Here is an 18,527-nt window from a genome sequence, read left to right on the forward strand (position 1 = left end):
CCCGGTCAGCCCCTCTGCTTGTCGAGGTCGGACTGGGCCTTGGACTGCGCCTTCTTCAGGGTCCGCTCGGCGTCGGCGCCCTTGGCGATGTCCGCGGCGGCGGCGATGAACTCCGCCTGCATGGCCTGCGTCCACTCGGCGGGGAAGGAGATGCCGTTCTTGTTGGCGATGGCGACGGCGTCCTTGGCCGCACCCTTGCTCAACTCCGGTGTTTTGGCCGCCACTTCGGCCTGCGGCGGGACGTGGAAGCCGTACTTGACGGCCCAGTCGATCTGGATGTCGGCCTGCTTGACCCACAGCCACTGGAGGTACTTCTTGGCCTCGGCGACGTGCTTGCTCTTGGAGTGGATCGCCTGCGTCCAGCCGCCGAGCCGGGCGACCGCCTTGCCGGAGGAGTCGTACGCGGGCCAGGGCACGACCCCGAAGTCGGCGCCGAGGGCCTTCTCCACGGCGGGCAGCGCCCACAAACCGCACCACTGCATGGCGGCGGCGCCCTGCGTGAAGGCGCCTGGGTCGTACCAGTCGGTGGTGAAGCCCAGCAGCACCGACTTGTCGGCGTGCAGGTCGCGCAGGCCGCCGATGGCCCGGGCGGCGTCGGCGTAGACGACCTTCGTGCCGTCGATGAGGTCGGCGCCCTGGGACCAGGCGAGGAGGTAGGGGCTGTCGCCGATGCCGTCGTTGCCGATGAACAGGCCCTTGGCGCCGCCGGTCGTCAGCTTCTTCGCGGTGTCCGCGAGTTCGGTGAAGGTGGTGGGCGGGGTGACACCGGCCTTCTTCAGCAGCGACTTGCGGTAGTACAGGACCATGATGTCGTCGATGGTCTTGATGCCGTAGAGCTTTCCGTCGACGGTGAGGTAGTCGAGGTCGGCTTTGTTGAAGCCGTCCCTGGCCGTGCCGTACACGTCGTCGAGCGGTTCGAGCTGTCCCTTGCGGGCCATCTCGGCGCGGAAGTCGCCGAGTTCGAAGAGGTCGGGAGCGTCCGCGCCGAGCAGGGCGGCGTTGAGCTTGGTCTCGTACTGGGAGACGTCCGCGCCCCACACCACGTTGACGGCGATGTCCGGGTTGGCCTTGGTGAACTCCTCGGCGTACCGCTTCACCGCGGCCTGGGTGCCCTACTCCCCGTACTGGTGGTACCACTGCGTGAGAGTGACCTTGGCGCCCTTGGCCGCGGCGGTCTCCTGCGGGTTGCTGGAGCAGGCGACGGCGGCGCCGGCGACGAACAGCAGGGACGTGCCGAGGAATCCCCGGCGGGACAGGGCGGAACTGGCAGTCATGACAGGGTCCTTCCGGGGGCGGGGTCGTGCGGGGGCGGGTCCGCGCGGCTCGGGGCGCCGCGGTGTGCGGGGGCTCTTGCGGGCGTGCGGCGCGCGGGTGCGCGGTCCTCGGGGTCAGGCGGCGAAGAGGGACTGGATGCTGGCGGCGGCGGCTCCGCGCGCCCACTCCTCCCACGGCAGCGGGCGTACGACGAGCGGGCAGCGGGCGGCGGCCCCGAAGGCCTGGGTGGTGAACGCGGCGCGGATCTGCTCCTCGAAGAGGTCGTAGGCGGCCACGCCCTCCCCGGAGACCACGACCCGCTCCGGCCCGACGAGGTTGACCATGGCCGCGAGGCCGAGCCCGATGGCCTCGCCCGCCTCGTCGAACACGGCCCGGACCGCGGCGTCCCCGCCGTGCGCGCGGTCGATCGCCCCGCTCATGTCGAGGCCCGGATCACCGGCCGCCCGGCGGGCCCGCTCGACGATGGCCGCCTCGGAGGCGATCGCCTCGACGCAGCCGCGAGCGCCGCAGTGGCAGTCGGACCCGGTCCCGGCGGCGACCGGGATGTGGCCGATCTCGCCGGCCACCCCGTAGCCCCCCGCCACCAGACGGCCGTTGACGACGAGCGCGCAGCCGATGCCGGCGCCGACCGTGGCGAGGGCGAAGGAGTCGGCGCCCACCCCCTCGCCGAACCACTGCTCGGCGACGGTCAGCGCCTTCACGTCGTTCTCGACGGTGACCGGGGAGCCGGTCGCCTCGGCGACGAGTGCGGCCAGCGGCACGTCGTGCCAGCCGAGGAAGGGCGAGTACCGCACGGTGCCGCCGGGCCGGTCCACGTCGCCGGAGACGGAGACCCCGACGTGGTGGGTGCGTCCGGCGTGGGCCGGGGCCAGCTCCGCGACGAGCTCGGCGAGCGCGCGGACCACGTGCGGCACGGACCGGTCGGCGAGGGGCCGGCGCCGGGCGGCGCGCACCTGGGCCCGCAGGTCCGTGACGACGCCGATCAGTTCGCCGTCGGTGACCTTGACGCCGACGAAGGACTCCCGGTCGGCGCGGACCGCGAGGGGGTGCGCGGGACGCCCCGCGCCCTCCACGGTCCGCGGGCCGCCCGGGAGTTCCTCCAGGTATCCGGCTTCGATCATCGGCTTGACCGCCTTGGTGACGGCGGCGGAGGAGAGACCGGTGATCCGGGCGATCTCGGGGCGGACGACCGGACCACGGGTGAGCACCGTCGTGAAGACCGTGGTGGCCGCCGGGGACGCGAGCAGCTTCGCTCGGTTCAGCAACATGGGGGAAACGTAGGGGCAATAATTTCCTTCGTCAATATTTAAATTCGAGGAGTTCGGACCTAGGCTCCGGCTCATGTCTCAGGTCTCCTACGACGAGCCCAGTCGCACGTTCCTGCTCACGACCCCCGCCACGGCGTACGCGCTGCGCGTCGGCGCCGACGACAGTCCGCGGCACGTGCACTGGGGCGCCCCGCTCACCCTCCGCCAGGCCGCCGCGCTGCCGACGTACGACGGGGAGCGCAGCAGTTTCGCCTCCACGTCGGGCGAGGAGCTGGCCGCCGAGGGCGGCCCCCGGTTCGGGGTGCCGTCGCTGCTCGTGCGGTACGCGGACGGGGCGCGCGGCGTCGAGTGGGCGTACGAGGGCCACGAGATCGAGGGCGGCTCGCTGCACGTGCGGCTGCGCGACCGGCACTATCCGCTGGGCTGCACCCTGCACTACGCGGTGCACCCGGACAGCGACGTCATCGAACGCCGGGTCACGCTGCGGCACTTGGGCACCGCGAGCGCGGACGGCGCGGACGGCGACCCCATCGAGGTGCTGCGTCTGGACTCCGCGAGCTGGTCCGTGCCCGCCGCGTCGGCGGCGCGGCTGAGCCACACCGTCGGCGAGTGGTCGGGCGAGACGCAGCTGCGGCGCGTCGAGGCGCCGTACGCCGAGACCGTCTTCACCAGCCGCCGCGGGGTCTCGGGCCACTTCGCCAATCCCTGGCTGATGGTGGACGCGGGCGACGCGGACGAGACCCGCGGCGACGTGTGGAGCATGGTCCTCGCCTGGTCCGGGAGTTGGCGGATCACCGCGCAGCGCGACCACGGCGGTGGCCCGTTCACCGTGACGGGCGGCGCCGGGCACGAGGGCATCGGCTGGCGCCTCGCCCCCGGTGAGCGGCACGAGACCCCGGTCTTCGCGGGGCAGTTCAGCACCGGCGGGTTCGGCGCGACCAGCCGCGGCTGGCACGGGTACGTCGCCGCGCACGTGCTGCCGCGCCCGGACGAGGTGCGGCCGGTGGTCTACAACAGCTGGGAGGCGACCGGCTGGGACGTCACCCTGGAGGGGCAGCGGGCCCTCGCCGAGCGCGCCGCCGCGCTGGGCGTCGAGCTGTTCGTGGTCGACGACGGCTGGTTCGGCCGGCGCACCAGCGACCGGGCCGGCCTCGGCGACTGGCGGCCGAACCCCGAGCGGTTCCCGCACGGGCTCGGCCCGCTCGCCGACGAGGTGCGCCGGCTCGGGATGCGCTTCGGCCTGTGGGTGGAGCCGGAGATGACCAACCCGGACAGCGACCTGTACCGGGCGCACCCCGACTGGGTGCTGCACCAGCCGCACCGCCGCCGGACCGAGCTGCGCCACCAGCTCGTCCTGAACTTCGCCCGCGCCGACGTCACCGAGTGGGCGTTCCGGTGGCTGGACGAGCTGGTGGCCACGTACGCCGTCGACTTCCTGAAGTGGGACATGAACCGGGCGTTCACCGAGGCGGGCTGGCCGGGCCGGCCCGACGCCGAGCGGCTGTGGAGCGGGCACACCCGCGGGGTGCACGCCGTGCTCGACCGGCTGCGCGCCGCCCACCCGGCCCTGCGGATCGAGGGCTGCGCCGGCGGCGGGGGCCGCGCCGACCTCGGCATGCTCGCCCGGACCGACCAGACGTGGATCTCCGACAACACGGACGCCGACGACCGCATCGCCATCCAGCACGGCTATAGCCAGATCTACCCGGCCCGCACCATGTCCGCCTGGGTCACCGACAGCCCCAACCAGCACACCGGCCGGGGCACGCCGCTCCCCTACCGCTTCCACGTCGCCATGGCCGGCGCGCTCGGCATCGGCGGCGACCTCTCCCGCTGGCCGGAGTCCCAACTCGGGGAAGCCCGCGATCTGGTGGAGCTCTACAAGGAGATCCGTCCGGTCGTGCAGTTCGGCGAGCAGTACCGGCTGCCGGACGCGGTGCAGTACCGGTCGGGCGACCGGGTCGTCGTCCTCGCGTGGGGCCGCGACCGTTCCGTGCGCCTGGCCGGCCTCGACCCCTCTGCGGTCTACGTGGACGACGCCACCGGCACCGTGCACGACGCTGCGGTCCTGCTGACGCACGGGCTGCCCTTGCGCCTGCCCCCGGGCGACCGGCCGAGCACGGTGGTGCGGCTCACGCGTGCCTGAGCCGTGTCCGTCAACCGGCTTACTTCAGCGGCCAGTTGCGGAACGCCTTGGGTCGCGGTGGCGCGTACGTACGCACCTTGGACGTGGTGAGGCCGAGCCGGACGAGCGACTCGGCGACGGTCACGGCGGCGGCGACGCCGTCGACGACCGGGACTCCGGTGCGCTTGGTGACGCGTTCGGCGAGTTCGGCCATGCCGCCGCAGCCCAGGCAGATCACCTCGGCCCGGTCGTCCTCCACCGCGCGCGCCGCCTCCTCGACGATGGCCTCCACCGCGGCGTCCGGATCGCGTTCGAGGTCGAGGACGGCCATGCCGCTGGCCCGCACGGAGGCGCACCGGTCGGTGAGCCCGGCGAGCTTGAGCCGGTCCTCGATGAGCGGCACGGCCCGGTCCAGGGTGGTGACGACGGAGTAGCGGTGGCCGAGGTACTGGGCGGTGGACGCGGCGGCCTCGGTGATGTCGACGACCGGCACGTCGAGGAGTTCTTGCAGCCCCTCGCGCCCGTGCTCGCCGTACCCGGCCTGGACGACGGCGTCGTAGGGGCCGGGGTAGGCGCGCACGGTCTCCATCACGGCGATCGCGGCGAGGTAGCTCTCGTAGTTGCCCTCGACGGACTCGGCGCCGAACGCGGGGGTGAGGGCCACGATCTCGGTGCCGGGCGCGGCGACGGCCCGGGCCTGCGCGGCGATGGCCTCGGTCATCGACTCGGTGGTGTTGACGTTGCAGACGAGGATGCGCATGGCGGTGAGGGTGCTGCTTTCTGTACGGCGCCGCGGCGTTCTCGCCGCCGCGGGCGGGGGTGGTGCGGGTCCGGGGCCGGGCCCGGCGGGTGGTCAGGCGGCGTCGACCGCGATGGCCTCGCCGTCGATGTCGTGCGCGGTCCTGCTGCGGTCGGCGAGCACGACGTAGAGCAGCGCGGCGAGTCCGGCCCCGATGAACCAGGAGAAGCCGGAGACCGCGGTGAAGGCGGGGACCAGGGCGACGACCACGGCCACGGCGGCGGCGGGCCCGAAGGCGCCGACGGCGCGCAGGTGGAAGCCGGAGCGGTAGTGGTAGTCGCCGTCGGTGGCGTCGGTGTAGAGGGCGGGGACGTTCACCCGGGTCCTGCGCACCAGCCAGTAGTCGGCCATCACGACGCCGAAGGCCGGGCCGAGCAGGGCGCCGAGTCCGCCGAGGAAGTAGTTGACGACGGTCGGGCTGTTGTAGAGGTTCCACGGCAGGATGACCAGGCCGATGGCGGCGCTGACCAGGCCGGCGCGGCGGAAGTCGAGCTTGCGCGGGAAGAGGTTGACCAGCGCGTAGATGGGCGCGACGAAGTTCGCGAGGAGGTTCACGGCGATGGTCAGGGTGAGGAAGGCGAGGGAGGCGAGCACCATCAGCGGCGTGCTGGGGATGGTCGCGACGATGTCCTCGGGCCCGGTGACGACGCTGCCGTCCAGCTTGAACTGGCCGCCGGACAGCACCACGACGATGCCGGCGAAGAAGAGCATGTTCAGCGGGATGCCGACGAGGTTGCCGACGACGATGGCGCGGCGGCTCTTGGCGGAGCGGGTGAAGTCGCAGAAGTTCAGGACGAACGTGCCGTAGATGACGACCCACAGGGCGGCGCTCTCGAAGACCTGCCGCCAGGCGTCGAGCCCGGTGGGGGCGGAGCCGGTCGACAGGGCGATGGACAGGTCCGTCCTGGTGAGGATCCACACGGCCAGCGAGCACATCGTGATGAGGATGGCGGGCGCGGCGAACGCCATGTACTTGCGGATCAGCTCCATGCCGTAGCTGACGATCACGACCTGGACGATCCACAGGGCGACGAAGGTGATCCAGCCGAGCGTCGACAGTCCGAGGACCGAGTTGTGGTCGAGGGAGGCCGCGCCCGGCGCGAGCTTCTTGACGACCGCGCGCAGCACGGACGACGCGAGGTAGGTCTGGATGCCGAACCAGGCGATGGCGACGACGCCGCGGACGGCGGCCGGGAGCTGGGCGCCGCGGGTGCCGAAGGAGATCCGGCTCATCACCGGGAACGGGACGCCCGTCTTGTGCCCCATGTAGCCGGAGAGCGTGAGCAGGCCGAAGAGGAGCGCGGAGGCGATCGCGAAGGAGATGAGGATCTGCCAGACGCTCATCCCGAGCGCGAACAGACCCATGGCGAAGGCGTAGTTGCCGAGGCTGTGCACGTCGTTGCCCCAGAGCGTGAAGACGTTGTACGCGCCCCAGCGGCGGCCGGTCCTGCGGGTGGGGGCGAGGTCCGGACTGTAGAGACCGGGACTGGTCCCGTCCGGCCCCGCGGCCGCGGCGGTGGAGGTCTGTTCGTGCACGGCGACCATGACGCGCTCCTAAGTTCGAATGCGCCCAACTCGCCCACAGAAAACGGGCATTTGGGCGCACACCTCCGCGGAGCGACGGCGCGCTCCGACGTCTTTGGTATACCAATATCGACGCGCGGAGGGCATCCGTCAATGGAATGCGTCATTCAGTTGAAGGCCGGACGACGGTCCGGCGTCAGCGCACGACGTCGAAGACGTTCTTCTGGAGCCCGTTGGCGTAGGCCTCGTGCTCGACGAGCTCGAGCCGCTGGGCGTCCTTGTCCGCCGCGCTGAACAGGCGCTTTCCCGCGCCGAGCAGCAGCGGGAAGACCAGCAGGTGGTAGCGGTCGATCAGGCCGGCGTCGGAGAGGCCGTGGTTGAGGGTGGCGCTGCCGTGGACGATGATCGGCCCGCCCTCGGTCTCCTTCAGCGCGGCGACCTCGTCGAGCGAGCGCAGGATCTCGGTCGGCCCCCACCCGTCGACCAGGGACTCCTCGCCGAGCGTCGTCGACACGACGTACTTGGGCATCGCCTTGTAGCCGGCGAACTCCGGCATCCCCGGCCAGACCGGGCTGAACGCCTCGTAGCTGACCCGCCCCAGCAGCATCGCGGCGGCCTCCTGCTGCTCGCGCCCCTTGATCTCGAAGGCCTCGGGCAGGAACTCCACGTCCTTGTAGGTCCAGCCGGCGTTGCGGTACCCGGCCTCACCGCCGGGCGCCTCGACGACGCCGTCGAGCGAGACGAAAGCGGTGCTGATCACTGTGCGCATCGGGGGCTCCTGAAGCTGGAAGGCGATCTCGTCGTCGGTCCGCACCGGCCCACTCACCGGCGTACCCGTCCCGACCACTCTCTCGACCCCAGAACGCGGCGAAACTCATCGCCGCGCCGTCACTTCGCACCATCCGGGAGTGCCGCGCCGCCTTGATGCGGCGCCGGACGCTCCCGGCGCGGGGCCATCAGCGCCAGATACACGCACAGCGACGCGCCGAGACCGACCGCCCAGCCGTAGTCCGCCAGCGGCTTCAGGAACGGGACGAGGCCGTCCGCCGGGAACGGTCCCGCCTTCTCGCCCCGCGCGTCCAGCGTCGAGTACGAGCCGCCGACCGCCAGCACGCCGCCGATGACGAACGCGGCGACGGCCCGCCCGTTCCAGCCGCGCCAGTACCAGTAGCGGCCCTCGGCCACGTACAGCTCGGCCAGGTGCAGCACGGTCCTGCGGACGATCCAGTAGTCGGCGATGAGGATGCCCGCGACCGTGCCGAGCAGCCCGCCGACCACGCCGAGCCACGTGAAGATGTACAGCTCTGGCGTCGACGTCAGCTTCCACGGCATGACCAGCACCCCGACGACGCCGGTGACGACGGCGCCGGTGCGGAAGGAGATGAACTTCGGGGCCAGGTTCGCCAGGTCGTAGGCCGGGGAGACCACGTTCGCGGCGATGTTCACCGAGATCGTCGCCACGAATACCGTGACCAGGGCGAAGAGCAGCCCGAAGACGTTGTCGGTCTTGCCGGCCAGCGCGACCGGGTCCCAGATCGCCACCCCATAGACCCGCTCGGAGCCCGCCGTCACCAGGACCGACATCAGCGCGAAGGCCGTCATGGTGGTCGGGAGGCCCAGCGCCTGGCCGAGGACCTGGGCCCGCTGCCCCTTGCCGAACCGGGTGAAGTCCGGGATGTTCAGCGACAGCGTCGACCAGAACCCGATCATGCCCATGAGGCCGGGGAAGAAGACCTTCCAGAAGTCCGCGCCCCAGCCGACTTTCGACGGCTCGTGCAGCAGCGGGCCGAAGCCGCCCGCCTTGTGCGCGATCCAGACCAGCAGCACCACCGCGCCGACCAGCACGAACGGCGCCGCCCAGTTCTCGAACCGGCGCAGGGTGTCCATCCCCCGGTAGATGAGGGCGAGTTCGAGCGCCCAGAAGACAACAAAGCACAGCCACAGGGTCCACGGATAGCCGCCGACGCGGGTGGCGTCCGCCCACCCCCCGAAGATCTTTCCCAGCAGCACGAAGATCCCCTGGCCGCCGATCCACGTCTGGATGCCGAACCAGCAGCACGCCACCGCGGCCCGCACCATCGCGGGCAGGTTGGCGCCCCGGATCCCGAAGGCGGCGCGGGCCAGGACCGGGAAGGGTATGCCGTACTTCGGTCCGGCGTGTCCCGTGAGCAGCATCGGCAGCAGCACGATCACATTGGCCAGGCCGATCGTCAGGACCGCCTGCTTCCAGTCCATGCCGAGGGCGACCAGCCCCGAGGCGAGCGTCCAGGACGGGATGCAGTGGGCCATGCCGATCCACAGGGCCACGAAGTTGTACGTGGTCCAGCGGCGCTCGGCGAGCGGGACGGGACGCAGGTCCTCGTTGGCGTAGCGGCTGTCGCCCGGGAAGGCGTCGGGTGACAGGTCGGCCGCGCGGACGGGCGGGGCGGTGTCGGTCATGGGCGGTCCGTTCTGCTCGCGGGGAACGGTCGGGAACAGTCAGGGAGCGAGCGCCGGGATCACGTCCCGGCCGTACCGGTCGATCACCGCCTCCCGCGCGTCGTGCATGGCGTACACGGCGAACTGGTCGACGCCCAGCTCCTGGAGCGCGCGCAGCTTCTCGAGGTGGGCGGTGGGCGAGCCGATGAGGCAGAAGCGGTCCACGATCTCGTCCGGCACGAACGCCGTGTCCGGGTTGCCCGAGCGGCCGTGGTGCGCGTAGTCGTACCCCTCGCGCGCCTTGATGTACTCGGTCAGCTCGTTGGGGACCATGCCGGAGTGCGCGCCGTACTTGGCCACCAGGTCCGCGACGTGGTTGCCGACCATGCCGCCGAACCAGCGGCACTGTTCGCGGGCGTGCGCGAGGGCCTCCGGCGAGTCGTCGTCGGTCACGTAGGCGGGCGCCGCGACGCAGATCTTCACGTCCTCGGGGGCGCGGCCCGCCGCCACCGCCGCGTCCCGCACCGCCTTCACCATCCACTCCGTCAGGAACGGGTCGGCCAGCTGGAGGATGAAACCGTCCGCCAGCTCACCGGTCATCCGCAGCGCCCTGGGCCCGTACGCGGCCATCCAGACGGGCAGTTCGGCGCCCTCGCGCACCCACGGGAAGCGGACCACCGTGCCGCCGCCGAGGTCGGCCTCCTCGCCGCGGCCGAGCGCGCGGATCACCCCGATCGCCTCGCCGATCCGGGCGAGGGTGTTCGGCTTGCGGCCGGCGACCCGCATCGCGGAGTCCCCGCGCCCGATGCCGCACACCGTGCGGTTGCCGTACATGTCGTTGAGCGTCGCGAAGGTCGAGGCCGTGACCTCCCAGGTCCGGGTCCCCGGATTGGTCACCATCGGGCCGACGACCAGCCGTTCGGTCTCGGCGAGGACGCGGCTGTAGATGACGAACGGCTCCTGCCACAGCACGCACGAGTCGAACGTCCAGCCGTGCGTGAACCCGGCCCCCTCCGCCCGCTTCATCAACTCCACGACCGCCGAGGCCGGCGGGTCGGTCTGCAGGACGAGTCCGAAATCCATGAGGGCCCCTCAGTTACGTGTGGACGGTGCGCTGTTCGGTGGGCGCGTGCTCAGCCCAGGTACTGACAGGTGCCGCGTGGGGTGTACGCGCCGTGCCCGGCCCGCCCGGTGAACTCCCGCTCGGTGATGACCGGTTCGCCGCGCGACAGGACCGTCTCCACCCGTCCGGTCAGCCGCCTGCCCTCGTACGCCGAGTAGTCGACGTTCATGTGGTGCGTGGCGGCGCTCACGGTCTGCTGGGCGTGCGGGTCGTAGATGACGATGTCCGCGTCCGCGCCCGGCGCGATGGTCCCCTTCTTCGGGTACAGGCCGAACATCCGGGCCGGTGCCGCGCAGGCGATCTCGATCCAGCGGCGGCGGGTGAGGTGCCCGTCGACGACGGCCTGGTGGAGCAGGTCCATGCGGTTCTCGACGCCCGGCATCCCGTTCGGGATCTTCGAGAAGTCGCCGCGCCCCAGCTCCTTCTGGCCGGTGAAGCAGAACGGGCAGTGGTCGGTGGAGACGACCTGGAGGTCGTCGGTGCGCAGGCCCCGCCAGAGCGCGGCCTGGTGGTCCCGGGGCCGCAGCGGGGTCGAGCACACGTACTTCGCGCCCTCGAAGTCCGGCTCGGCGAGGTTGTCCGTCGACAGGAACAGGTACTGCGGGCACGTCTCGCCGAAGACCGGCAGGCCCTCGTCGCGGGCGCGGGCCAGCTCCGCGAGGGCCTCCCGCGCGGAGACGTGCACGACGTACAGCGGCGCGCCCGCGACCTGCGCCAGTCTGATCGCGCGGTGCGTCGCCTCCGCCTCCAGCAGCGCCTTCCTGACCTCGCCGTGGTGGCGCGGGTCGGTCTCGCCGCGGGCCAGCGCCTGCTGGACCAGGACGTCGATGGCGATGCCGTTCTCGGCGTGCATCATGATCAGCCCGCCGTTGTCGGCGGCCCGCTGCATGGCCCGCAGGATCTGCCCGTCGTCGGAGTAGAAGACGCCCGGGTACGCCATGAACTGCTTGAAGGACGTCACGCCCTCCCCGACCAGCAGGTCCATCTCCTTGAGCGTCTCGTCGTGCACGTCGGAGACGATCATGTGGAAGCCGTAGTCGACGGCGCACTGCCCGTCGGCCTTGGCGTGCCAGGCGTCGAGCCCCTCGCGCAGCGAGTGGCCGACCGACTGGATGGCGAAGTCGACGATGGTCGTGGTGCCGCCCCAGGCCGCCGCCCGGGTGCCGGTCTCGAAGGTGTCGGCGGCGAAGGTGCCGCCGAACGGCATCTCCATGTGCGTGTGCGCGTCGACGCCGCCCGGGACGACGTACTTCTGGCTCGCGTCGATGACCCGCGCGTCCGTCCAGGACGCGGCGGTGTCGCTGCCACTGGCCGCGAGGGCCACGACGCGCCCGTCCTCGACGAGGACGTCGGCGTGCATCTCGTCGGCCGCGGTGACGACGAGTCCGCCGCGGACGACGGTACGGACGGCGCTCATGTTCTCCTCCAGGTACGGGACGTCGGGCTAGGGCCTGTCTGACAATTCCCGTCGTCGCCCGGAGGGCGGCCCTGCGGCGTCTGGTGCGTGCTCTCGGCGTGCCGGGGGCAAGGCCTCGTACTGGATGTACTTGGCCTTGTGCCCGGTGCGGCGAGAGTACGTGCCAGGCGTCGTGGGGCAGACGGCAATTGTCAGACGGGCCCTACGGGCGGGTCAGCGGCTCGTACGCCCCCGGGGCGCGGTCCCGGTAGAACTGCCAGCGGTCGCGGACCTCGCGCAGCTTGGCGATGTCGAGGTCGCGCACGACGAGCTCGGGCGCCTTGTCGTCGGCGACCTCGCCCACGAACTGGCCCTCAGGGTCGGCGAAGTAGGAGGTGCCGTAGAAGTCGTTGTCGCCGTAACTCTCGACGCCGACGCGGTTGATGGCACCGACGAAGTACTCGTTGGCGACGGCGGCGGCCGGCTGTTCCAGCTGCCACAGGTACCGGGACAGGCCCCGGCTCGTCGCGGACGGGTTGAAGACGATCTGCGCGCCTTCGAGGCCCAGCGCGCGCCAGCCCTCGGGGAAGTGCCGGTCGTAGCAGATGTAGACGCCGATCTTGCCGACGGCCGTGTCGAAGACGGGCCAGCCGGAGTTGCCGGGCCGGAAGTAGAACTTCTCCCAGAACCCCTTCACCTGGGGGATGTGGGTCTTGCGGTACTTGCCGAGGTACGAGCCGTCGGCGTCGACCACGGCGGCCGTGTTGTAGAGGACGCCGGGCTGCTCCTCCTCGTACATGGGCAGCACGAGGACGATGCCGTGCTCGCGGGCAAGTTCCTGGAAGCGGCGCACCACCGGCCCGTCCGGGATCGCCTCGGCGTACTCGTAGAACGCCGCGTCCTGGACCTGGCAGAAGTACGGCCCGTAGAAAAGCTCCTGGAAGCAGAGGACTTGGGCGCCCTGCGCGGCGGCGTCACGAACGGCCTGTTCGTGCACCTCGATCATGGACTCCTTGTCGCCGGTCCATGCGGTCTGGAAGATCGCGGCGCGGATCACGGGGCTCATCGGGGACCTCCGGCTGAGGGGGGTGCGCGGTGCGGGGAACGCGGTGTGCTGACGACGATAGGAACACCGGGCGCGGTGGCCGAGTCACACCGTGTCACGTCGTGGGCCGCGCGGCGATGCACGCTGTCACGTGGCGCGCTGGGCGTCGTGCGCGAGAAGCGCGATGTGGACGGAGGCCGCCTGCTCGAAGTCGTCGAGCGCGACGCCGAGCAGCGTCTCGATCGTCTCCAGGCGGCGGTAGAGGGCGGGCCGGCTCATGTGGTGGAGCTGGGCGGTACGGGACTTGTTGCGGCCGGTGGCGAGGTAGCTGCGCAGCACGGGCAGCAGTCCGTCGGCGTCGGCGGCGCCCAGCAGCCCGGACAGCTCCCGTTCGGCGAAGGACTGCACGTGCGGGTCGTCGCGCAGCAGCCGCACCAGGCCGCGCAGCCGCACGTCGCGCAGGCGGACCACGGCCGGCAGGCCGGGCGGCGCCCCGGTGACGGCCTCGGCGACGTGCAGGGCCTCGCGCAGCGCGCCGGGCACGTCCTCCCAGCCGGTGCGGGCGGGTCCGGCGGCGACGGGGGCGGGCGCTCCCGTCTCGGCGCGCAGCCGCGCCGCGAAGTGCGCGGTGAGCGGCTCGGGGGCCTGGTCGCGGGCGAGGCTGAGCAGGACGGCGGTGGCGTTCTCGGCGAGTTCGGCGACGAGCCCGGAGAGCCCCAGCAGGCGCAGGACGCGGTCGATCCGGGCCACTCCGAGGTCGCGGACGACGAGCGGGACGAAGGTGCGCAAATTGACCGGGAGGCCCGCGGCCCTGGCCCGGGGCAGCAGTTGCCGGGCGGGCACGACGCCGGAGACCAGGTCGGCGAGGAGGCACTGCGCGGACTGCTCCTCCCAGCTCGCGGCGGAGCCGGCCAGCATGCGGTGGAGCACGAGCGCCTCGGCGGCGCGGTCGGCGAGCAGCCGCCCGGACGCCTCGTCGCCGCGGTAGCCGCAGAGCACGACGGAGCCCCACTGCTCGCCGCGGCCGCCGAGCCCGGCCCTGAGCCAGCCCTCGCCGTCGCTCTCGCCCGGCCTGCGGGCGATCCGGTCCCAGTCGCGCAGCACGTCGTCGACGGCGGGCCGCTCCCCCGCGGTGGCTAGGACGCGGTGCGCGAGGTTGGTGACGACGACCGGGCAGGCGCTGTGGGCCGCGATCTCGTCGAGCAGGCTCTGCAGCGGGGCGCCCGCGGTGATCAGGCCGGTCAGTGCCGTGCGGATCGACTCCGACAGGCGCACGGCGGCGAACTTGCGCCGGACCAGCCGCGACTGCACCTCCTCGGTCAACTCGGCGAAGGGGAAGGGGCGGTGGAGCACCACCATGGGCAGCCCGTACCGCTCGGCGGCGCGCCGCATGCCCTCCGGCGGGGCCGGGAAGGCGCGCCCGAGCCCGAGGACGAGCGCCGCCGCCTCGGCGCGGTGCAGGGACTCGATGTAGGCGCTCTGCCCGGGTACGTCACCGGCGAGCAGGACGCCGGTGGTGAGGACCATCTCGCCGCCGCTGAGCATGACACCGACGTCGGCCGCCTCCGCCACGTGCACCCAGCGGACGGGGTTGTCGAGGTGGTGCGCGGCGGCGACCACCTCGGGTTCGCCGGCCGCGACGCGGTCCAGGGCGAGGATCTGGCGTACCGAAAGGGCGTACTCCTGGGCGGTCCCGAGGGGCATGAGGTGTCCTCTCCTGCTGCGGGCCACGCGCCGGGGAGCGTGCCTGTCGTCGCCGACTGCGGGCCGGTGGTGGCCGGTCGCGCCCGCGTGGCGGAGCCGCATGTCGATACCGTCCCGCGCCCCTGACGGGGTGCTCGTGCCGCCCCCTAGGAGAATTCCCGCAGCGCCCGCTCCAGGATCGCCGCGCCCTCCTCGGCCTCGGCCACCGTCAGGGTCAGCGGCGGCGCGATGCGCAGCACGCTCGTGTCGTGGCCGCCGCCCTTGCCGACGAGCAGGCCTTCGGCGCGGCAGGCCTCCAGGACAGCGGTGGCGGCGTCGGGCGCCGCCTCGCCGGTGCCGGGACGGGCCAGCTCGACGCCGATCATGAGGCCACGGCCGCGCACCTCGCGGACGCCGGGGGTGTGCGCGGCGATCGCGCGCAGCCGCTCGATGAGGAGGCCGCCGACGCGGCGCGCGTTGCCCTGGAGGTCGTGTTCGAGGAGGTAGGAGAGGTTGGCGAGACCGGCGGCCATGGTGACGGGGGAACCGCCGAAGGTGGAGATGGAGTTGGCGTCGAGGCAGTTCATCACCTCGGCGCGGGCCACGACGCCGCCGATGGACATGCCGTTTCCGATGCCCTTGGCGAAGGTGAGGATGTCCGGCGGCCCGGACCGCGCGTGCGCCTGCCAGCCCCAGAAGTGGTCGCCGGTGCGGCCCCAGCCGGTCTGCACCTCGTCGGTGATCCACAGGATGCCGTGCTCCTGGAGGACGTCGCGGAAGCGCGCGTACAGGCCGTCGGGCGGCGAGGTGAACCCGCCCACGCCCTGCACCGGTTCGGTGATGAGGGCCGCCACGTCGCCCCGGGTCTGGCCGAGCATGTCCCGCAGGTCCGCGACGCAGGCGTCGGCGAACGCGGTGTCGGACAGGTGCGCGTAGGGGCCCCGGGTGCGGACGCCGCCGTGCACGTACAGGGTCTGGAGCGGGGACAGGCTCGTCGGCGACCAGCCGCGGTTGCCGGTGATGCCGACGGCCGAGAACGAGCGGCCGTGGTAGCTGTTGCGCAGGGCCAGGACCTGGTTCGAGCGGCGGTGGGCGGTGGCGAGCAGCAGGGCCGCGTCGTTGGCCTCGGTGCCGGACGTGGTGAAGAAGACGCGGGCGTCGGGGATGCCCGAGAGCCGGGCGATCCGCTCGGCGAGGTCGACCATGGGGCGGTTCAGGTAGAGCGTCGAGGAGTGGATGAGGCGGCCGGCCTGCTCGCTCACCGCCTTGGTGACCTCGGGCAGCGCGTGCGCGGTCATCGTGGTGAGGATGCCGCCGAAGAAGTCGAGGTACTTGTTGCCCTCCGCGTCCCAGACGTGGCGGCCCTCGCCGTGGGTGAGCTCGATCGGCTCGGCGTAGTACAGCGCCAGCCAGTCCGGCAGAGCGGCGCGGTGGCGGGCATGCAGATCGCGTGACGGCACGGCAGCGGTGTCCCTTCGTCGGACGGCACGGCTGGGGATCTACGCCCGTAGACCCAGTCGTAGAGGGACGAACGTAAGCCCACCCGGGAGGCTTGCCAAGACCATCGTCGGCAACCCGCTGGTTCGGTCCCGATTCGCACCCTTGCGGGTGACCGCGCCGCTCATACCCGCGGGCACACCCGCCCCTGCGGCCCCGGGCACACCGGCCCACGTGGCCGCACGGACGGGGCCAGGGCACCCGCCCCGCGGGCTCAGGCGGGCACCAGCGCGCAGCTCACCACCAGCTCGTCCATCGACAGCCCCAGCTCGCGCGCGATGGCGGCGACGGTGAAGAAGGCGGGGGTCGGCGCCCGGCCCGTCTCGATCTTGCGCAGCGTCTCCACGGAGACCCCCGCGGCGGCGGCGACCTCGGTCATGCTGCGCCCGCGCCGCGCCTCGCGCAGCAGCCGGCCGAGACGCTCGCCGCGTTCGCGCTCTTGCGGGGTCAGAGGGGTTCGCACCATGCCCCCAGCCTACCCGAGACACCCATTCCTATACCGGATACAAATACCGGTCCGTCGGCGGGCGCGGTCAGGAGGACGGCGCCACGAGCCCGGACTCGTACGCGGTGATGACCAGGTGGACGCGGTCGCGGGCGTCCAGTTTGGTGAGGAGGCGCGCCACGTGGGACTTGGCGGTGGCCATGCTGATGACCAGCTCGTCGGCGATCTCCTGGTTGGAGCGGCCGAGGCCGATCAGGGTCAGCACCTCGCGCTCGCGCCGGGTGATCCCCTCCACCGGCCGCCGCGGGCGCGGCGCGGCCGGTTCCGGCCGGCCCACGAAGTCGGCGATGAGGCGGCGGGTGACGCCGGGGGCGATCAGGGCGTCGCCCCCGGCGACCACGCGGACGGCCGCGAGGATCTCCTCCAGCTGCATGTCCTTCACGGCGAACCCGGCCGCGCCTGCCCGCAGCGCCCCGTACACGTACGCGTCCTCGTCGAAGGTGGTGAGCACCAGGACCCGGCTGCCGGAGTCCGCCGCCGTGATCCGCCGGGTCGCCTCGATGCCGTCCACGCCGGGCATCCGGATGTCCATCACCACCACGTCGGGCCGCAGCCGCGCGGTCAGCTCGACGGCCTCGGCGCCGTCCCCCGCCTCGCCGACGACCTCCAGATCGGCCGTGTCGGCGATGAGGACCCGCAGCCCGGAGCGGACCAGCGGCTGGTCGTCGACGAGCAGCACCCGTACGGTCATCGCGCCCCTCCCGGCAGCGGTATCCGGGCCGCCACCCGGAAGCCGCCCTCCGGCCGCGGCCCGGCGCTGAACTCGCCGTGCAGCAGGCTCACCCGCTCCCCCATCCCCGTGATCCCCGTCCCCGGCACGGCGTCCGGCGCGCCCGCCCCGGCGTCCACGACCTCCAGGCGCAGCGCGTCGTCGGCGTACGCGACCAGGACGCGGCAGGAGTCGGTGGCCGCGTGCCGGACCACGTTGGTCAGGGACTCCTGCACGATCCGGTACGCCGACAGGTCGATGTCCGGCGGCAGCGGGCGCGGCGCGCCTTCCTGAACGACCTCGACGCGCACGCCCGCGTGCCGTGCGGTGCCCTCGGCGAGCCGCCCGAGGTCGGCGAGCCCGGCGGCGGGCGCGAGCGGCGCCGCCGTGCCCGGCTCGGCCCCGCGCAGCGCGACGAGCGCCCGGCGCAGCCCCCGCAGGGTCTCGCGGCTGGTCGCCTCGACCGCCTCCAACGCCTGCCGCGCCTCCAGCGGCTGGGTCTCGATGACCCGGCTCGCGACCCCCGACTGGATCGCCACGACCCCGAGCCCGTGCGCCACCATGTCGTGCAACTCCCGGGCTATGCGCAGCCGTTCGGCGGTCACCGCCTCGGTCACGGCGCGCTCGCGCAGGGTCGCGGCGTGCGCGCGCCGTTCCCGGCCGAGCAGCCCCACCATGCAGGCGACGAGCAGCACGAGGACGGCGACGACCCCGAACGCGAGGAGGTTCTCCGGGTGCACGAACGAAAGGACGGCCCCGGTCTGGGCGAGGACGCACAGGGCGAGGCCGGTGGCCCACTGGCGGGGCGGGCGGGTGGCGACGAGGCACGCGAGCACCACGTCCGCCGAGACGAAGGCCGCCACCGTCGTCTGCCGCGCCTCGTCGGCGGGTCCGTGCGTGGGCAGCAGGGCGATCGCGAACAGGGAGCCGAGCAGCACGGTGATCAGGGCGAGCAGGGGCGCCCGGCGGACGACGCCCGCGAGCAGCACGGCCGCCAGCGCCACCCCGAGCGTGCGCACCGGCGGCAGCACCGCGGAGGAGCCGAACAACAGCAGCCCGCCCGTCGGCGGATACAGCGCGAGCCCGGCCCAGGCGGCGGCGCGGCGCGCGGTAGGTGTGATGTGCACACCGGTGAGCGTACGAGGGCGGGGCGCGCGGGG

16 protein-coding genes are annotated in these 18,527 nt (G+C 72.7%); 1 reads left to right on the forward strand and 15 read right to left on the reverse strand.

Annotated features, from left to right (window positions below):
- Positions 1-5: 5 nt before the first annotated feature.
- From ACIBW6_RS08100 to ACIBW6_RS08110, 3 genes are all read right to left on the reverse strand, one after another.
- On the reverse strand, positions 6-1,097 hold the full coding sequence (locus ACIBW6_RS08100) for an ABC transporter substrate-binding protein (protein ID WP_399057930.1): 1,092 nt from the start codon (positions 1,095-1,097) through the stop codon (positions 6-8).
- A gap of 15 nt (positions 1,098-1,112) precedes the next feature.
- Positions 1,113-1,274 (reverse strand): hypothetical protein, encoded by a 162-nt coding sequence (locus tag ACIBW6_RS08105; protein ID WP_399057932.1) that lies wholly within the window; start codon positions 1,272-1,274, stop codon positions 1,113-1,115.
- Positions 1,275-1,388: 114 nt separating this feature from the next.
- Positions 1,389-2,543, reverse strand: coding sequence for an ROK family protein (locus tag ACIBW6_RS08110; protein WP_399057934.1), 1,155 nt, complete (start codon positions 2,541-2,543; stop codon positions 1,389-1,391).
- A gap of 73 nt (positions 2,544-2,616) precedes the next feature.
- Between ACIBW6_RS08110 and ACIBW6_RS08115 the strand changes: the two genes are divergently transcribed.
- Positions 2,617-4,689 (forward strand): alpha-galactosidase, encoded by a 2,073-nt coding sequence (locus ACIBW6_RS08115; RefSeq protein ID WP_399057936.1) that lies wholly within the window; start codon positions 2,617-2,619, stop codon positions 4,687-4,689.
- 19 nt (positions 4,690-4,708) lie between these two features.
- Here ACIBW6_RS08115 and ACIBW6_RS08120 read toward each other — a convergent pair whose 3' ends face one another.
- The 12 genes from ACIBW6_RS08120 to ACIBW6_RS08175 all read right to left on the reverse strand — a co-directional run bounded on the left by ACIBW6_RS08120 (position 4,709) and on the right by ACIBW6_RS08175 (position 18,494).
- Positions 4,709-5,428 (reverse strand): aspartate/glutamate racemase family protein, encoded by a 720-nt coding sequence (locus ACIBW6_RS08120; protein ID WP_399057938.1) that lies wholly within the window; start codon positions 5,426-5,428, stop codon positions 4,709-4,711.
- Between the two features lie 93 nt (positions 5,429-5,521).
- Entirely contained in the window at positions 5,522-7,012 is a 1,491-nt protein-coding gene (locus tag ACIBW6_RS08125) for an NCS1 family nucleobase:cation symporter-1 (protein ID WP_399057940.1), read from the reverse strand.
- A gap of 175 nt (positions 7,013-7,187) precedes the next feature.
- Positions 7,188-7,760: a dihydrofolate reductase family protein gene (locus tag ACIBW6_RS08130; RefSeq protein ID WP_399057942.1), complete on the reverse strand. Its 573-nt coding sequence runs from the start codon at positions 7,758-7,760 to the stop codon at positions 7,188-7,190.
- A gap of 119 nt (positions 7,761-7,879) precedes the next feature.
- Positions 7,880-9,430, reverse strand: a complete 1,551-nt coding sequence (locus ACIBW6_RS08135) for an NCS1 family nucleobase:cation symporter-1 (protein WP_399057944.1) — start codon at positions 9,428-9,430, stop codon at positions 7,880-7,882.
- A 39-nt stretch (positions 9,431-9,469) separates the two neighbouring features.
- The gene (locus ACIBW6_RS08140; protein ID WP_399057946.1) at positions 9,470-10,492 is read right to left on the reverse strand and encodes a TIGR03842 family LLM class F420-dependent oxidoreductase; all 1,023 of its coding nucleotides are present in this window, start codon (positions 10,490-10,492) and stop codon (positions 9,470-9,472) included.
- Between the two features lie 50 nt (positions 10,493-10,542).
- On the reverse strand, positions 10,543-11,949 hold the full coding sequence (gene hydA, locus ACIBW6_RS08145; RefSeq protein WP_399057948.1) for a dihydropyrimidinase: 1,407 nt from the start codon (positions 11,947-11,949) through the stop codon (positions 10,543-10,545).
- A 202-nt stretch (positions 11,950-12,151) separates the two neighbouring features.
- Complete coding sequence (locus ACIBW6_RS08150; protein WP_399057950.1) at positions 12,152-12,994, reverse strand: nitrilase-related carbon-nitrogen hydrolase; 843 nt, start codon at positions 12,992-12,994, stop codon at positions 12,152-12,154.
- Positions 12,995-13,120: 126 nt separating this feature from the next.
- Positions 13,121-14,677, reverse strand: coding sequence for a PucR family transcriptional regulator (locus tag ACIBW6_RS08155; protein ID WP_399057952.1), 1,557 nt, complete (start codon positions 14,675-14,677; stop codon positions 13,121-13,123).
- Between the two features lie 146 nt (positions 14,678-14,823).
- On the reverse strand, positions 14,824-16,116 hold the full coding sequence (locus ACIBW6_RS08160; protein WP_399057954.1) for an aspartate aminotransferase family protein: 1,293 nt from the start codon (positions 16,114-16,116) through the stop codon (positions 14,824-14,826).
- A gap of 251 nt (positions 16,117-16,367) precedes the next feature.
- The gene (locus tag ACIBW6_RS08165; RefSeq protein WP_399057956.1) at positions 16,368-16,619 is read right to left on the reverse strand and encodes a helix-turn-helix domain-containing protein; all 252 of its coding nucleotides are present in this window, start codon (positions 16,617-16,619) and stop codon (positions 16,368-16,370) included.
- A gap of 67 nt (positions 16,620-16,686) precedes the next feature.
- Positions 16,687-17,349, reverse strand: a complete 663-nt coding sequence (locus tag ACIBW6_RS08170) for a response regulator (RefSeq protein WP_399057958.1) — start codon at positions 17,347-17,349, stop codon at positions 16,687-16,689.
- Complete coding sequence (locus ACIBW6_RS08175) at positions 17,346-18,494, reverse strand: sensor histidine kinase (protein WP_399057960.1); 1,149 nt, start codon at positions 18,492-18,494, stop codon at positions 17,346-17,348. The genes ACIBW6_RS08170 and ACIBW6_RS08175 overlap by 4 nt, the downstream gene beginning before the upstream one ends.
- Positions 18,495-18,527 lie beyond the last annotated feature (33 nt).

Source organism: Streptomyces sp. NPDC049813, from assembly GCF_044465085.1.
Classification (GTDB): Bacteria; Actinomycetota; Actinomycetes; order Streptomycetales; family Streptomycetaceae; genus Streptomyces.

What these genes read in the sequence shown, in the direction of transcription:
- ACIBW6_RS08165 (WP_399057956.1), bottom strand. Translation starts at nt 16,619, where the DNA reads ATGGTGCGAACCCCTCTGACCCCGCAAGAGCGCGAACGCGGCGAGCGT.
- ACIBW6_RS08150 (WP_399057950.1), bottom strand. Translation starts at nt 12,994, where the DNA reads ATGAGCCCCGTGATCCGCGCCGCGATCTTCCAGACCGCATGGACCGGC.
- ACIBW6_RS08120 (WP_399057938.1), bottom strand. Translation starts at nt 5,428, where the DNA reads ATGCGCATCCTCGTCTGCAACGTCAACACCACCGAGTCGATGACCGAG.
- ACIBW6_RS08170 (WP_399057958.1), bottom strand. Translation starts at nt 17,349, where the DNA reads ATGACCGTACGGGTGCTGCTCGTCGACGACCAGCCGCTGGTCCGCTCC.
- ACIBW6_RS08105 (WP_399057932.1), bottom strand. Translation starts at nt 1,274, where the DNA reads ATGACTGCCAGTTCCGCCCTGTCCCGCCGGGGATTCCTCGGCACGTCC.
- ACIBW6_RS08140 (WP_399057946.1), bottom strand. Translation starts at nt 10,492, where the DNA reads ATGGATTTCGGACTCGTCCTGCAGACCGACCCGCCGGCCTCGGCGGTC.
- ACIBW6_RS08125 (WP_399057940.1), bottom strand. Translation starts at nt 7,012, where the DNA reads ATGGTCGCCGTGCACGAACAGACCTCCACCGCCGCGGCCGCGGGGCCG.
- ACIBW6_RS08115 (WP_399057936.1), top strand. Translation starts at nt 2,617, where the DNA reads ATGTCTCAGGTCTCCTACGACGAGCCCAGTCGCACGTTCCTGCTCACG.
- ACIBW6_RS08135 (WP_399057944.1), bottom strand. Translation starts at nt 9,430, where the DNA reads ATGACCGACACCGCCCCGCCCGTCCGCGCGGCCGACCTGTCACCCGAC.
- ACIBW6_RS08110 (WP_399057934.1), bottom strand. Translation starts at nt 2,543, where the DNA reads ATGTTGCTGAACCGAGCGAAGCTGCTCGCGTCCCCGGCGGCCACCACG.
- ACIBW6_RS08130 (WP_399057942.1), bottom strand. Translation starts at nt 7,760, where the DNA reads ATGCGCACAGTGATCAGCACCGCTTTCGTCTCGCTCGACGGCGTCGTC.
- ACIBW6_RS08155 (WP_399057952.1), bottom strand. Translation starts at nt 14,677, where the DNA reads ATGCCCCTCGGGACCGCCCAGGAGTACGCCCTTTCGGTACGCCAGATC.
- hydA (WP_399057948.1), bottom strand. Translation starts at nt 11,949, where the DNA reads ATGAGCGCCGTCCGTACCGTCGTCCGCGGCGGACTCGTCGTCACCGCG.